The following is a 13,001-nucleotide window of genomic DNA, read 5'->3' on the forward strand; positions in this document are numbered from 1 at the left end:
CTACATAACTAAAGTTATCCTGCAATCGCGGACGGCCGATGGGGCCGCTGCTAGAAGTTTAGGGGAGAGGGGCGTGAAGCTCGGACCGGATATTGCTGCCGTTATCACCGGGGGTGCCTCGGGGCTGGGGCTCGCCACGGCAAGGGCGCTGCGCGCGCATGGCGTGAAGGTCGCGCTGTTCGACAAGAATGCCGAGATCGGCCCCGGGGTCGCGGAGGAGATCGGCGCGGTATTCTGCGAAGTCGACGTGATGGACCAGGCGTCGGTCGATGCCGGCTTTGCCAAGGCGCGCGCGGCGAACGGCCAGGAGCGGGCGCTGGTGAATTGCGCGGGCGGCGGCTTCGGCGGGCCGAACAAGACGGTGGCGCGGTCGAAGGAGGACGGATCGATCGTCCCTTATCCGATCGAGAATTTCCAGAAAACGCTGGAGCTGAACTTGGTCGGCTCGTTCCGCTGCATCGTCGGCTCGGTCGCTGGCATGATGACGCTGGAGCCGACCGAGGACGGGGATCGCGGCGCGATCGTCAACACCGCGAGCGTGGCGGGCGAGGAAGGGCAGATGGGGCAGGTCGCCTATGCCTCCGCCAAGGCCGGCGTGATCGGCATGACGTTGAACGTCGCGCGAGACCTGTCGAGTGAGGGCGTGCGGTGCAACACGATCCTGCCGGGAATTTTCGACACGCCGCTGCTGGCGCGCGCGAAGCCGCAGGTGAAAGCCGCGCTGTCCGCGATGGTGCCGTTCCCGAAGCGGCTGGGCATGGCGGAAGAATATGCTGCGCTGGCCGTCGAGATGCTGCGCAACGGCTATTTCAACGGCGAGGACGTGCGGCTCGACGGCGCAATCCGGATGCAGCCGCGGTAACAATCAGGATGGCAGCTTCCCTTTCGTGCTGGGCATGGCCGAAGCACGAACGGCGCGGGCGGGGAGAGTTTAGATGAACTTCGATTATTCCGACGATCAGAAGATGCTGAAGGACGAGGCGCGCAAGTTCCTCGCCGCCAAATGCGACGCCAAGGTGGTGCGCGGCGTGCTCGACAATGACCACCGTGCCTATGACGAGGCGCTGTGGAAGGGCGTCGCCGAGCAGGGCTGGCTGGGCGCAGCGATCCCCGAGGAGTTCGGCGGGCTGGGCCTGGGCCATGTCGAGCTGTGCGCGCTGGCGGAGGAGCTGGGCCGCGCGTGCGCGCCGATCCCGTTCGCCTCGACCGTCTATTTCGTCGCCGAGGCGCTGATGAAGTTCGGCTCGCAGGAGCAGAAAGCCAAGTGGCTGCCGAAGATCGCCGCCGGCGACGTGATCGGTGCCTTCGCGACGGCGGAGGGCAAGGGGCCGGTGACGGCGCGCTCGATCAAGACGAGCGTGTCGGGCGGGAAGGTGACCGGCGAGAAGATCCCGGTGACCGATGGCGATGTCGCCGACCTGATCGTCGTGCTGGCCAAGGACGGGCTGTATCTGGTCGAAAAGGGCGAGGGCGTGTCGGCCGAAGTGCTGACCACGCTGGACCCGACGCGGTCGGCGGCGAAGCTCACCTTCTCGGGCGCGCCGGCCGAGCGGCTGGGCAATGAAGACGGCATCGCGGCAATGCAGGCGGTATTCGACCGCGCGGCGGTGCTGCTGGCGTTCGAGCAGGTCGGCGGCGCGGACAAGAGCCTCGAAATGGCCAAGGCCTACGCGCTCGACCGGCAGGCGTTCGGCCGGGTAATCGGCGGCTATCAGGCGATCAAGCACAAGCTGGCCGATATCTATGTGAAGAACGAGATCGCCCGCTCGAACGCCTATTTCGGCGCTTGGGCGCTCAACACCGATGCAGGCGAGCTGCCGCTGGCGGCGGCGACCGCACGCGTCGCGGCGAGCGAGGCGTTCTGGTTTGCCTCCAAGGAGAATATCCAGACGCATGGCGGCATCGGCTTCACCTGGGAAGCGGACCCGCAGCTTTACTATCGCCGCTCCCGGCAGCTCTCGCTCGTCGCGGGTGCGCCCGCCACGTGGCGCGAGCGGCTAGTGAGCCAGCTTGAAATGAAGAACGCCGCCTGAGCTTTTGAGAGGATAGCGAGATGGACTTCAACGACTCCCCGGAAGAAGCCGAGTATCGCGCCAAGGCGCGGGCCTGGCTGGAAAAGAACGTCGCCGAGCACAAAGCGATGAACCACGCCGACGACATGGCGGCAGGCAAGGCGTGGCAGCGGCGCAAGGCCGAGGCCGGCTACGCGCAGATCACCTGGCCCAAGGAATGGGGCGGGGCCGGCGGTACGCCGATCCAGTCGGTGATCTTCGGCCAGGAAGAGGCCAAGTTCCCGGTTCAGTACGGCTATTTCACCATCGGTCTTGGCATGTGCGTGCCGACCGTGATGGCGTTTGCCGACGGCGACACGAAGAAGCGCTTCGTCGGCCCGGCGCTGCGCGGCGAGGAGATCTGGTCGCAGCTGTTCTCCGAACCCGCCGGTGGCTCCGACGTGGCGGCGATCCGCACCCGTGCGGTGCGTGATGGCGACGATTGGGTGGTGAACGGCCAGAAGGTGTGGACCTCCGGCGCGCATTATTCGGACTATGGCATCGTCCTGGTCCGCACCAATCCCGACGTGCCCAAGCACAAGGGCCTGACGATGTTCTGGCTCGACCTGAAATCGCCCGGCGTCGAAATCCGGCCGATCCACCAGATGTCGGGCGGGTCGAACTTCAACGAAGTGTATTTCACCGATGTTCGGATCCCCGATTCGCAGCGGCTGGGGGCGGTCGACGACGGCTGGAAGGTCGCGCTGGTCACGCTGATGAACGAGCGGCTGGCGGTCGGCGGGGCGAGCGGGGCGAGCCCGAAGGAGATCCTGGCGCTGGCCAAGGATCTGGACGCGGCGGACGGCCCGCTGGTGAAGGACAGTGCATTCCGCCAGCGGCTGGCCGACTGGTACGTCCAGTCCGAGGGGCTGAAGAACACCCGCATGCGTACCATGACCGCGCTGAGCCGCGGCCAGACGCCGGGGCCCGAAAGCTCGATCGGCAAGATCATCGCCGCCAACGTGCTGCAGGACCTGGGCAATGCCGCGGTCGAGGCGGAGGATCAGTATGGGATCATCAACGATCCCGCGCTGCTGCCGCTGAAGGGGCTGTTCCAAGGCGCGGTGATGAACGCGCCGGGCCTGCGCATCGCCGGCGGCACCGACGAAATCCTGAAGAACATCATCGCCGAGCGCGTGCTTGGCCTACCGGGCGAGATCCGGACGGACAAGGACGCCGCGTTCAAGGATCTGGTTGGCTGACAGCTTTCGATCGGATCATCCCCGTTACGGCGGGGGTGATCCGATGCCGGCTAGGAATGCCCGCGTGGCTGGCGCCCCGCGTTTATCGAACCTGTGAGTGGGCCATCGGCCGCTCTTCGATCGTGCAGCATACCGGGGGAGTGGCTGCGACGGAACTCACTGCCATATTCATGTCTGGGGGCTTGCCGGGCCAGCTCTACTCAGCCGACCTCGATATCGCCGGTAGCCGGGATCGTGCGAGTTTATCCGCGATCGTTTCGGACCTTTGACGAAGTTGCTGCTTTGTTAGGCAAAGCCGCAGCTTTTCCGATGGAGATCGCCGGATGACCTTTGCCAAGTTCCTGACGCTGTCAGCCGCCGCCTTGGCGCTGTCAGCTTGCCAGCAGCAGACGGCAGCCCCCGCCGATGGCAACACGGCACAAGCTGGCGCGACTGCTGGCACGGAAACGGCGACGGCTGCCGCCGAGGGCGCCAAGCTGTGGAACAACGGCGAAACGAAGCCGCTGGACTCTCAAGTCGGCCATCCGAACGGCACGGTTTTGCAGCTGACGTCCTTGCAATCGCGCCAGACCGAAACGGTGGTCGGGTTCCGCGTGATCAACGGACGCGACCGTGACGTGGAGCTCAATCGCTTCAACAGCAATCGCGCGGGCTATCTGGTGCTCGACAGTGGCGAGCGGCTGTATCTGTCGCCGCCGGCGACGAACACGCGGCTCGCAATCCCAGCCGGACAGACATTCGAGGGCGAGCTGGTGTTCCTGGGGCGCCTGGCTCCCGTGAGAAGCGCAGTGCTGGTGCTGAACGAGAATAGTTCGGCCGATAATCAATACACGACCACGCCGCAGTTCAGGATCGATCTCCCGGTGACCAATGGCCAAGCGGGGGCTGGCCAATGATCAGTCGGGCTGTCGCTCTAGCGCTGATGTTGACCGTGGCCGCGTGCGACGGCGGGCTGATCTCCGGCGGAGGCGAGGGCAGGCCGATCGGGGCGCAGATCGTCCATCCGAATGCGACGGTTCTTCAAGTGCTGTCGCTAAAGCGCGGCAGCGATCGTTCGGCGGTGACGATCCGGATCTTCAACGCTCGGGATCGCGATATCACGCTGAACGAGGGCAGCGAACAAAGCTATATTCTTACCGATAACGGCGAAAAGCTGCTGCTCGTGCCCGGCGCCGCCAACGGTGATTTGAGTATTCCGGCCGGCAAGGCGATGGACGGCGAGATCATCTTCTCGGGCAAGCTGCCGTCCTCCGGCACGGCAACGTTGATCTTCAACGCGAACGGAAGCCGCGATAGCGCCTTCACCGCGTCGCCGCGTTTCGAGGTAACGCTGCCACTGGACGCCGCCGGCGGGGGAGGTATTCCAGATGCTTCCGCGCTTTCCGGCATGCGCGCCATCCCGGCGTCCCGGATGGGTCCGGCGGGCGGCGGCGGATCATCGCTTGGCAATGCGGGCACTGCGACGAGCAGCCTTGCGCTGGTCGACCGGCTGAAGTCCGAACTGGGCGCGACCGAGAGTGACCGCGGAACGATCATCTCGCTGGCCGGCGATATCACCTTCGATTTCAACAAGGCGAGCATTCGCGCCGATGCGGAGCCCACCCTGGCGCGCTTGGCCGAGCTGATCAGCGCCGGTGGATCGGGCGAGATCGCCATCGAGGGGCACACCGATGCGAAAGGTGAGGATGCTTTCAACAAGCGGCTTTCGGAACAGCGGGCGCAGGCGGTGAAAGCCTATCTGGTGGGCAAGGGCGTGGCTGAAGCGCGGCTGCGGACGATCGGGCTGGGCGAACTGCGACCGGTTGCGCCTAACGCCAAGCCCGACGGCAGCGACGACGAAGTCGGGCGGCAGCGCAATCGCCGTGTCGAAGTGGTCCTGCCGAAGGCGACGGCTCCAGGCGGTACGGCAAGCCCGACGCCCACTGCAACTCCGTAGCGCCCCGCGTCGCGGCGCTTCGCGGCCGGGGCGCGGGGAAGCGGCGCCAATCTGGCTGGTGGGCGCTCCGTTGCCGGTACGGTTCAGCAGAAGGCGTGTCCGAGGCTCAGTCCTTCTTGCGGGTGTAGAGCACCGCGGCGGCGACGGCCGCGGAGCCGATGCCGACGCCCAGGCCGATCTTGCCCAGATCCCAACCGCGCTTCTTTCGCGCCTGCTCGGCGCCTTTAGCGGCGGTTTCGTGCTGCTTGGCAGCAGCTGCGGCGGCGAGGATCTCGTTGGGTTCGTCGGACACGCTTACTCTCCTTTGGCGCGCTGGTACCGCGCACGAAACGCATCGGCAAAGGCTTTGAGCCGCTGCTCGGCAATGGCGGCGCGCAGGTCGGCCATCAGCTTTTCGTAAAAGAAGATATTGTGCTCGGTCATCAGCATGGCGCCGAGAATCTCGCCTGCGCGCACCAGATGGTGGAGATACGCGCGGCTCCAGGTGGCGCATGTGGGGCAGGCGCATTCGGGATCGAGCGGGCCCTCGTCCTCGTTGAAGCGCGCGTTGCGGATGTTGATCGGCCCTGAGCGGGTGAATGCCTGGCCGGTACGGCCCGAGCGGGTCGGCAGCACGCAATCGAACATGTCGACGCCGCGCTCCACCGCGCCGACGATATCGTCCGGCTTGCCGACCCCCATCAGGTAACGCGGGCGATCGGCGGGGAGCTGGTTCGGCGCGAAATCGAGGCAGGCGAACATCGCCTCCTGTCCTTCGCCAACCGCGAGGCCGCCAATCGCATAACCGTCAAAGCCGATGTCGATCAGCGCGTCGGCGGAGGTACGGCGCAGCCCTTCGTCGAGCGCGCCCTGCTGGATGCCGAAGATGGCGTTGTTGGCGGCATGCTCGCCGCCGCTGTCGAAGGCGTCGCGCGAGCGCTTGGCCCAGCGCATCGAGCGCTCCATGGCGGCGGCCTGCACCTCGCGGGTCGAGGTGGTCGGCACCAGTTCGTCGAACGCCATGATGATGTTCGAGCCGAGCAGCCGCTGGATTTCGATCGAGCGTTCGGGGCTGAGCAAGTGGCGGGTGCCGTCGAGGTGCGATTTGAAGGTGATGCCTTCCTCGGAGCGCTTGGTGAGGTCCGACAGGCTCATCACCTGATAGCCGCCCGAATCGGTCAGGATCGGCTTGTCCCAGCCCATGAAGCGGTGAAGCCCGCCGAGCCGCGCCACGCGCTCCGCGCCGGGCCGAAGCATGAGGTGATAGGTGTTGCCGAGGATGATGTCCGCGCCGGCCGCTTCGACGTCGGCCGGCTTCATCGCCTTCACCGTGGCGGCAGTGCCGACTGGCATGAACGCGGGGGTGCGGATCGTGCCGCGGTGCATGGCAATGCTGCCGGTGCGGGCGGCGCCATCCGTGGCGGCGATGGTGAAGGCAAAACGATCGGTCATCGACGGGGTGGCTTCCGCTTCTTCAGGTCATTGGGCGGGCCATCATCGCCGAACACGCGCGCTCGGATCGTGAGCAACTCGGCGCGCGTGAGCATTCCGTCGCGATCACGATCATAACGCGTGAAATACTCGGAGAAGCGCGCCTGCAGTTCGCGTAGCGAGACGCGGTTGTCGCCGTCGCGGTCGATCTCGAACGGGCTGGGAAGCGCGTTCCGATCACCGAGGAAGCGCTCGGCCCAATCGGCGAAGTCGATATAGCCCAGCGTTTCGGCCCTGGCGGTGTCGATCGCCGCAAAGCTCGCAGCGAGCCCATCCTCCAGCTCCGCCCGCGTAACGCGGGCGTCGCCATCTGCATCGAACGTGGCGATCAGCATGGCAGCGGGTTCATAAGCCATGGTCGCCGGAGGCTGCGGAGCGCCGGGCTGCGGCGCCGTCACGACGATCGGCGCGGCCTGGAGGAGGAAGGATAGGATCAGCATATCACGCAAGTATCACGAAAGGCACGCCATCGCGGCACCGGTGCCGGTGCGTCAATGGTGCGGGACCATTTTTCCGGTGCTGAGGAGAGGATGGCTAACCGACGTGACGCCGCGCTCGCGCAATCGGGAACAGCAGAAGCGGCAGCTTCGTCTGGCTATCGAAGAGCCACGTGCTCGCGAGCGTTTGAGGTAGCTGGTGCTGGATGCCCGACAAGGACTCGAACCTTGATTGACGGAGTCAGAGTCCGCTCTCTTACCATTAGAGGATCGGGCAACAGCCTCGCCACCGCGATAAAGCGGCGACAGGTCGGCGTCTCTAATCGCGTGAATTGCGGAGGTCAAGCACCTGATTGCGCGCGCGGGTTGCAGTGGGGTGCGGTGCACGCTAGCGTCCCTGCCAAGCACCGAGCGGGGTTCATCCCGTGACGGAAGAAAAAAAGAAAGAACGACGGCACGTGGCGCATCATCACGCCGACCTGCCGTACCGGCGCGATCGCCGCGCCAGTCCGGCAAGCGAGGGCTCGCAAAAAGCCCCCTTTCGCCAGCATTTCGCGCGTCACTATGCCGCGCTTGATCTAGGCACCAACAATTGCAGGCTGCTGATCGCGCGCCCCCAAGGCGATGGCTTTGCGGTAGTGGACGCCTTTTCGCGGATCGTGCGGCTGGGCGAGGGGCTCGCCACCAGCGGAAAATTGTCGGACGCCGCGGTGGAGCGGACCATCGCGGCGCTGCGCATTTGCGCGGACAAGCTGAAGCGGCGCAACGTGACTTTGGCGCGATCGGTCGCTACCGAAGCATGCCGCCGCGCGAGCAATGGCGCGAGCTTCATCGAACGCGCCTATCAGGAGACCGGCATCCACCTCGACGTGATCTCGGCCGAAGAAGAGGCGCGGCTTGCCGTGCTGGGTTGCCATGTGCTGCTGGAGCCTGGGAACGCGCCGGCGCTCGTCTTCGACATCGGCGGCGGTTCTACCGAACTGGTGCTGATCGACACCTCGACGACGGTGCCGACCGTTATCGATTGGCATTCGGCGCCTTGGGGTGTCGTATCGTTGACCGAGAGTGCGGGCGGCGGCGACGGACCAGACGGGCTGGCGACGGCTTACGAGCGGATGCGAAACCTGGTGCGGGGCAGCTTCGCGCCCTTCGCTGCGCGGCTTCCAAGAGTGGATGGGCCGCGGCGTCTGCTGGGCACCTCCGGCACGGTTACCACCCTGGCTAGCGTTCACCTGGGGCTGGACCGGTATGACCGTGCGCAGGTCGACGGGCTGATCGCGCCGGCCGATTCGATGCGCGCGATCAGCCAGCGCCTTGCGCATCTTTCGATTGTGGAACGTGCCAAGCTGCCGTGCATCGGGCGCGAGCGCGCGGACTTGGTGGTGGCAGGGTGTGCGATCCTGGAGACCATCCTTGATCTGTGGCCGGCCGAGCGGCTGGGCATCGCCGACCGTGGCATTCGCGAGGGTATCCTCCGCCGGCTGATGGCGAGCGCGGCATGAGGGGCGGGGGTGGCCTGCGCACGCGCGTGAAGACCGCGCGCGGCCGGACGGCGCAGTCGACGCGCTGGCTGGAGCGGCAGCTGAACGATCCCTACGTGAAGCGCGCCAAGGCGGAAGGCTATCGCAGCCGCGCGGCCTATAAGCTGATCGAGCTGAACGAGCGCTTCGACTTCCTGCGCGGCGCGAAGCGGATCCTCGACCTCGGCATGGCGCCTGGGGGATGGAGCCAGGTGGCGCGGCGCCAGCTGCCCGGCAGCACGGTGGTGGGCATCGACCTGCTGCCGGTGGACCCGCTGGACGGCGTGACGATCCTGCAGATGGATTTCATGGCGGATGACGCGCCCGAGCGGCTGATGCAGGAGCTTGGCGGTGCGCCCGACATCGTGCTTTCCGACATGGCGGCAAATACGGTGGGGCACCCGCAGACCGATGCGCTGCGTACCATGGGGCTGGTGGAGGCGGCGACCGACTTCGCGATCTCCGTGCTGCGGCCCGGCGGTACGTTTGTGGCCAAGGTATTTGCCGGCGGCGCGGATTCGACCTTGGTGGCGTTGCTCAAGCGTAACTTCACGACGGTGAAACATGCCAAGCCGCCAGCCAGCCGCAAGGGCTCGGTGGAATGGTTCGTGGTGGCGCAGGGCTTCAAGGGTCGCGCCAGCGGGGCAGCTGGCGAGTAGGCCGGCTGAGCGGCAGGATCGGATCGCACCCGAGGATGCGACCCGATCCCGACGGTGAAGCTTAGGTGTTCGCCGCGCTGCTGCGGATCGTGCCGTTCACACCCGCGGGGAAGAGGCCGCCGGCTTGGGTCGCCGCCTGGTCGCGCCAAAGGTGATTTCGCGCGCGCAGTTTTACGCGGTAGGTCGGCCGATAACGAGTTCGTCTGGAATCACCTGCCGAAACAAAGAGAGCCGCAGCGTTGCCGCTGCGGCTCTCTTTGTTGGAACTAACTAAGGGCGATCGACGGTGATTAGCCGTCGTAATCGGCACCCAGGTTCTGATTGCGCGGCGGGGCAGCGGCGGTGAGGCGCAGTGCCTCTGCCGAGGCTGCCAGCGAGCCGACCGCATCGGCCTCTTCCTCGTCGTCGATCTGCACGCGCTGCAGGCTCTGAACCACGGCTTCCTTCAGGTCCTTGGGCTTGATCGTCTGCTCGGCGATTTCGCGCAGCGCGACGACCGGGTTCTTGTCACGATCGCGATCGATGGTCAGTTCGGCGCCACCTGACACCTGCCGCGCGCGCTGCGCCGCGAGCAGAACCAGATCGAACCGGTTGGGGATCTTGTCGACGCAATCCTCGACCGTGACGCGCGCCATAGACGCTTCCTTCGCTAAACTACTGCTGGATGAAGGGAAGCGATCTACGCGCCAGCGCCCGAGGAGTCAAGGAATCCCCGTCCTTGCGGCGGTGCGCCGCGCAGTCCAAGTCGGCGCGCGATGAACAGTGCGCGCCCGTTCGAGGTTGCCGGGAACCGGCTCACCCTGCTGATCGAGGGACCCGATCGGCTCGACGCGCTGATCCACCTGATCGCGAGCGCGCGACGCTCAATCCGGATGCTCTATTACATCTATGCCCATGATCACGCGGGAGAGCGGGTCAACGAAGCGCTGATCGACGCCGCGCGTCGGGGTGTGGAGGTGTCGCTGATCGTTGATGGGTTCGGCAGCGACGAGGCGGCAGATCAGCGCTTTTTCGACCCGCTGGAAGCCGCGGGCGTTTCCGTGTGCAGCTTCGTGCCCCGGCTGGGCCGGCGCTACCTCCTGCGCAATCATCAGAAGCTCGCGCTGGCGGATGCTGGGGAGGCGGAGCCGCGGATCATCGTGGGCGGCTTTAATATCGAGGACGATTACTTCGGGACCGCTGGCGATCAGGCGTGGCGGGACCTGGGATTATTGGTGGAAGGGGCGGCGGCCGGTCGCATTGCGCCTTATTTTGATGCGCTGAACGCGTGGGTGCGGCAGGAAAAAGGCAAGCTGCGTCACCTCAATCGCGCGCTGTCGCAATGGAGCGAGAAGGAGGGGGAGGTGCGATGGCTGATCGGCGGGCCAACCCGCCGCCTGTCGCCCTGGGCCCGGGCCGTGCGAAGTGACATGCGGCGGGCTGAACGGATCGACATCATCGCGGCATATTTTACGCCCAGCCCCACGATGCTGCGGCAGATCGACCGGGCCGGCCGCAAGGGCAGGGTGGTACGCGTCGTAACAGCGCGCAAATCGGACAACAACGCCACGATTGCAGCGGCGCGCTTCACCTATCGCGGCCTGCTCAAACGCGGGATCAAGGTGTTCGAATACCTGCCTACCAAGCTGCACACGAAATTATATGCGGTGGACCAAGCCGTGCATATCGGCAGCGCCAATTTCGACATGCGCAGCCTGTTCATCAACCTGGAGTTGATGCTGCGCATCGAGGACGCGGCGTTCGCACGCCATGTTCGAGGCTATATCGATGGTGAGATCGCCCAGTCGGAAGAGATCACGAGCGATCGGTATCTTGCCACCACGGGCCTGTGGCAGCGTGCGAAGCAGTTTGCGGCCTATCTGCTGGTCGGCGTGGCTGACCCGGTGATTTCGCGAACGCTGAATTTCGGCATCGATGAATGAGGCCGAGCGCCGGATGCGAGCGTGCGGATCGGTTTGTCACGGTTCCGCAACATCATCGTAACGTTTAAGTCTCCAAATTTCCATTTGGCTGTCACTTGCCTCCCCTAGCGGCACTCTCAAGGGGGACGGGCGTGTGGCCTGACTTTCCCGCGGTCCAGGGGACGGACCGATCAGCTTAACGGGAGTGCGACATGCTCAACTTCAGCCGCCACCATTTCCTCGCCGGCACCGCGTGCCTTCTGCTCGCCGCGTGCGGAGCCGACGATGTCGCATCGCCGGGGGCGGGCAACATCGACGTGATCGTCAATCCGGCACCGGCACCATCGCCGAGCCCGACCACTCCTGCACTGACCCCGCTGACAGCGGCGCAGTTCGCTTTGCCAACGGCAGTCAACAACGTTACGGTCACCTCTGAAGAGCAACTCGCGATCGTGAACGCGGGCAGCAACAACAACGTGAACGGCGCTGCTGGCCTGAACGGCATCTATCCGATCAGCAATACGCCGCTGACAACCCCGAGCAACCCGGCCACGCTCGGCAGCTTCTTCGTTTCGACGAACTTCGTTGGCGCGGTAAGCGGCCCGAACGACACGTCCTTCCAGGATTGGACCTGCAACTCGTCCTCTGCCAACTTCGGTGGCACCACCGCGGCCTGCACCGCAGTGCCCAACGTAGGTGCGGGCGGCGCAGCTGCGAGCTGCCCAACGGGCACGACCGACGATGGCATTGTTGCCACGTTTCGCGCCTGCCGCCTGCCCACGGTTATCACCTCCAGCCTTTCGCTGCCCAAGATCGCAGGTGTGTTCTACCGCTTCCGCGGCCAGACCGAAGTGGGTGTGGATGTCGGCGCAACCGGCGCCGATTCGGGTGTGACGCTGACGATCGCGCCGGGCGTCGTGCTCGCCGCTGACTCAAGCGAAGCGTCGAACGATTTCATTCTGGTGAACCGCGGCAGCCGGATCAACGCTGTTGGGACCGCCGCTGCGCCGATCATCTTTACCTCGCAGCAGAACCTGACGACCAACGGCGTGTCCGATGCGACGCAGGGGCAGTGGGGCGGCCTGATCATGCTCGGCCGTGCACCGACCGCCGTATGCGCGGCGGGCACCGGCCCGAACAACGCCGGCGGCACCAGCGCCACCTGCCAGAACCCGATCGAAGGTGTTCCTGGCCGCTTCTACGGTGGTCCGAACCAGGCGGATAACTCGGGTACGCTGCAGTACGTCCAGATCCGCTATACCGGCATCGCGATCAGCGAAGGCAACGAGCTTCAGGGCTTGACGCTCGGCGGCACCGGCAGCGGTACCACGATCGATCACGTGCAGAGCCACAATTCGGCGGACGACGGCGTGGAGATCTTCGGCGGCACCACCAACCTGAAGTATTTCGTGGTTACCGGTTCCGACGACGACGCCTTCGACGTGGACAACGGCTGGCGCGGGTTCATGCAGTTCATCATCGCGGCGCAGCGCGCCGGTGGTGCCACGGCCGACTCGTTCGCGACCGAGATCGACTCGAACAACGCGGAAGATCTGCTGCCGCGTACCTTCGGCCGCTACGCCAACTTCACGTTCATCCAGACCGGACCTTCCGCCCCGGCGGCGATCCGCCTTCGCGGCGGCGCCGACTTCGCCTTCGTCAACGGCGTGGTGAAGACGGCATCGGGCCAGGCATGCGTGAACATCGTGGCGGGCGAAGGCTCGGGTAACACGCGCACCACGATCCGTCCGGCCAACCAGGATCTGCAGGATGTCGGCCCGCCGACCTTCAACTCGGTCTACTTCCAGTGCCAGGGTCGTTGATC

13 protein-coding genes and 1 tRNA gene are annotated in these 13,001 nt (G+C 65.6%); 9 read left to right on the plus strand and 5 right to left on the minus strand.

Annotated elements, in window-relative coordinates:
- Nucleotides 1–73: 73 nt before the first annotated feature.
- From SPMU_RS03530 to SPMU_RS03555, 5 genes are all read left to right on the plus strand, one after another.
- Complete coding sequence (locus tag SPMU_RS03530) at nucleotides 74–862, plus strand: SDR family NAD(P)-dependent oxidoreductase (protein ID WP_088331981.1); 789 nt, start codon at nucleotides 74–76, stop codon at nucleotides 860–862.
- A gap of 73 nt (nucleotides 863–935) precedes the next feature.
- Nucleotides 936–2,033, plus strand: coding sequence for an acyl-CoA dehydrogenase family protein (locus tag SPMU_RS03535; protein ID WP_088331983.1), 1,098 nt, complete (start codon nucleotides 936–938; stop codon nucleotides 2,031–2,033).
- A 20-nt stretch (nucleotides 2,034–2,053) separates the two neighbouring features.
- Nucleotides 2,054–3,253 carry an acyl-CoA dehydrogenase family protein gene (locus SPMU_RS03540; protein WP_088331985.1) on the plus strand — a complete coding sequence of 400 codons (1,200 nt, stop codon included), beginning with the start codon at nucleotides 2,054–2,056 and terminating at the stop codon, nucleotides 3,251–3,253.
- A 323-nt stretch (nucleotides 3,254–3,576) separates the two neighbouring features.
- Nucleotides 3,577–4,149, plus strand: coding sequence for a hypothetical protein (locus tag SPMU_RS03550; protein ID WP_088331989.1), 573 nt, complete (start codon nucleotides 3,577–3,579; stop codon nucleotides 4,147–4,149).
- A complete protein-coding gene (locus SPMU_RS03555) occupies nucleotides 4,146–5,189 on the plus strand; it encodes an OmpA family protein (RefSeq protein ID WP_088331992.1) in 1,044 nt (347 codons plus the stop codon). Before SPMU_RS03550 ends, SPMU_RS03555 begins: the two co-directional genes overlap by 4 nt.
- 106 nt (nucleotides 5,190–5,295) lie before the next feature.
- On the opposite strand, the gene SPMU_RS03560 is transcribed toward SPMU_RS03555, so the two are convergent.
- The 4 genes from SPMU_RS03560 to SPMU_RS03575 all read right to left on the minus strand — a co-directional run bounded on the left by SPMU_RS03560 (nucleotide 5,296) and on the right by SPMU_RS03575 (nucleotide 7,373).
- Complete coding sequence (locus tag SPMU_RS03560; RefSeq protein WP_088331994.1) at nucleotides 5,296–5,481, minus strand: hypothetical protein; 186 nt, start codon at nucleotides 5,479–5,481, stop codon at nucleotides 5,296–5,298.
- A 2-nt stretch (nucleotides 5,482–5,483) separates the two neighbouring features.
- Nucleotides 5,484–6,620, minus strand: coding sequence for a tRNA guanosine(34) transglycosylase Tgt (tgt, locus tag SPMU_RS03565; protein WP_088331996.1), 1,137 nt, complete (start codon nucleotides 6,618–6,620; stop codon nucleotides 5,484–5,486).
- On the minus strand, nucleotides 6,617–7,099 hold the full coding sequence (locus SPMU_RS03570) for an EF-hand domain-containing protein (RefSeq protein WP_088331998.1): 483 nt from the start codon (nucleotides 7,097–7,099) through the stop codon (nucleotides 6,617–6,619). The genes tgt and SPMU_RS03570 overlap by 4 nt, the downstream gene beginning before the upstream one ends.
- A 200-nt stretch (nucleotides 7,100–7,299) precedes the next feature.
- Nucleotides 7,300–7,373, minus strand: a tRNA-Gln gene (locus tag SPMU_RS03575).
- 181 nt (nucleotides 7,374–7,554) lie between these two features.
- Here SPMU_RS03575 and SPMU_RS03580 point away from each other — a divergent pair.
- Together SPMU_RS03580 and SPMU_RS03585 are read left to right on the plus strand one after the other, a co-directional pair.
- On the plus strand, nucleotides 7,555–8,598 hold the full coding sequence (locus SPMU_RS03580; RefSeq protein ID WP_088332000.1) for a Ppx/GppA phosphatase family protein: 1,044 nt from the start codon (nucleotides 7,555–7,557) through the stop codon (nucleotides 8,596–8,598).
- Nucleotides 8,595–9,275 (plus strand): RlmE family RNA methyltransferase, encoded by a 681-nt coding sequence (locus tag SPMU_RS03585; protein WP_088332002.1) that lies wholly within the window; start codon nucleotides 8,595–8,597, stop codon nucleotides 9,273–9,275. The genes SPMU_RS03580 and SPMU_RS03585 overlap by 4 nt, the downstream gene beginning before the upstream one ends.
- A 290-nt stretch (nucleotides 9,276–9,565) precedes the next feature.
- Here SPMU_RS03585 and rpoZ read toward each other — a convergent pair whose 3' ends face one another.
- Entirely contained in the window at nucleotides 9,566–9,910 is a 345-nt protein-coding gene (rpoZ, locus tag SPMU_RS03590) for a DNA-directed RNA polymerase subunit omega (protein WP_088332004.1), read from the minus strand.
- A gap of 120 nt (nucleotides 9,911–10,030) precedes the next feature.
- On the opposite strand from rpoZ, the gene SPMU_RS03595 reads away from it, so the two are divergent.
- Both SPMU_RS03595 and SPMU_RS03600 read left to right on the plus strand, forming a co-directional pair.
- On the plus strand, nucleotides 10,031–11,197 hold the full coding sequence (locus SPMU_RS03595) for a phospholipase D-like domain-containing protein (RefSeq protein WP_088332006.1): 1,167 nt from the start codon (nucleotides 10,031–10,033) through the stop codon (nucleotides 11,195–11,197).
- A 191-nt stretch (nucleotides 11,198–11,388) separates the two neighbouring features.
- Complete coding sequence (locus SPMU_RS03600; RefSeq protein WP_088332008.1) at nucleotides 11,389–12,999, plus strand: hypothetical protein; 1,611 nt, start codon at nucleotides 11,389–11,391, stop codon at nucleotides 12,997–12,999.
- Nucleotides 13,000–13,001: the final 2 nt, after the last annotated feature.

The organism is Sphingomonas mucosissima (genome assembly GCF_002197665.1).
Classification (GTDB): Bacteria; Pseudomonadota; Alphaproteobacteria; order Sphingomonadales; family Sphingomonadaceae; genus Sphingomonas; species Sphingomonas mucosissima.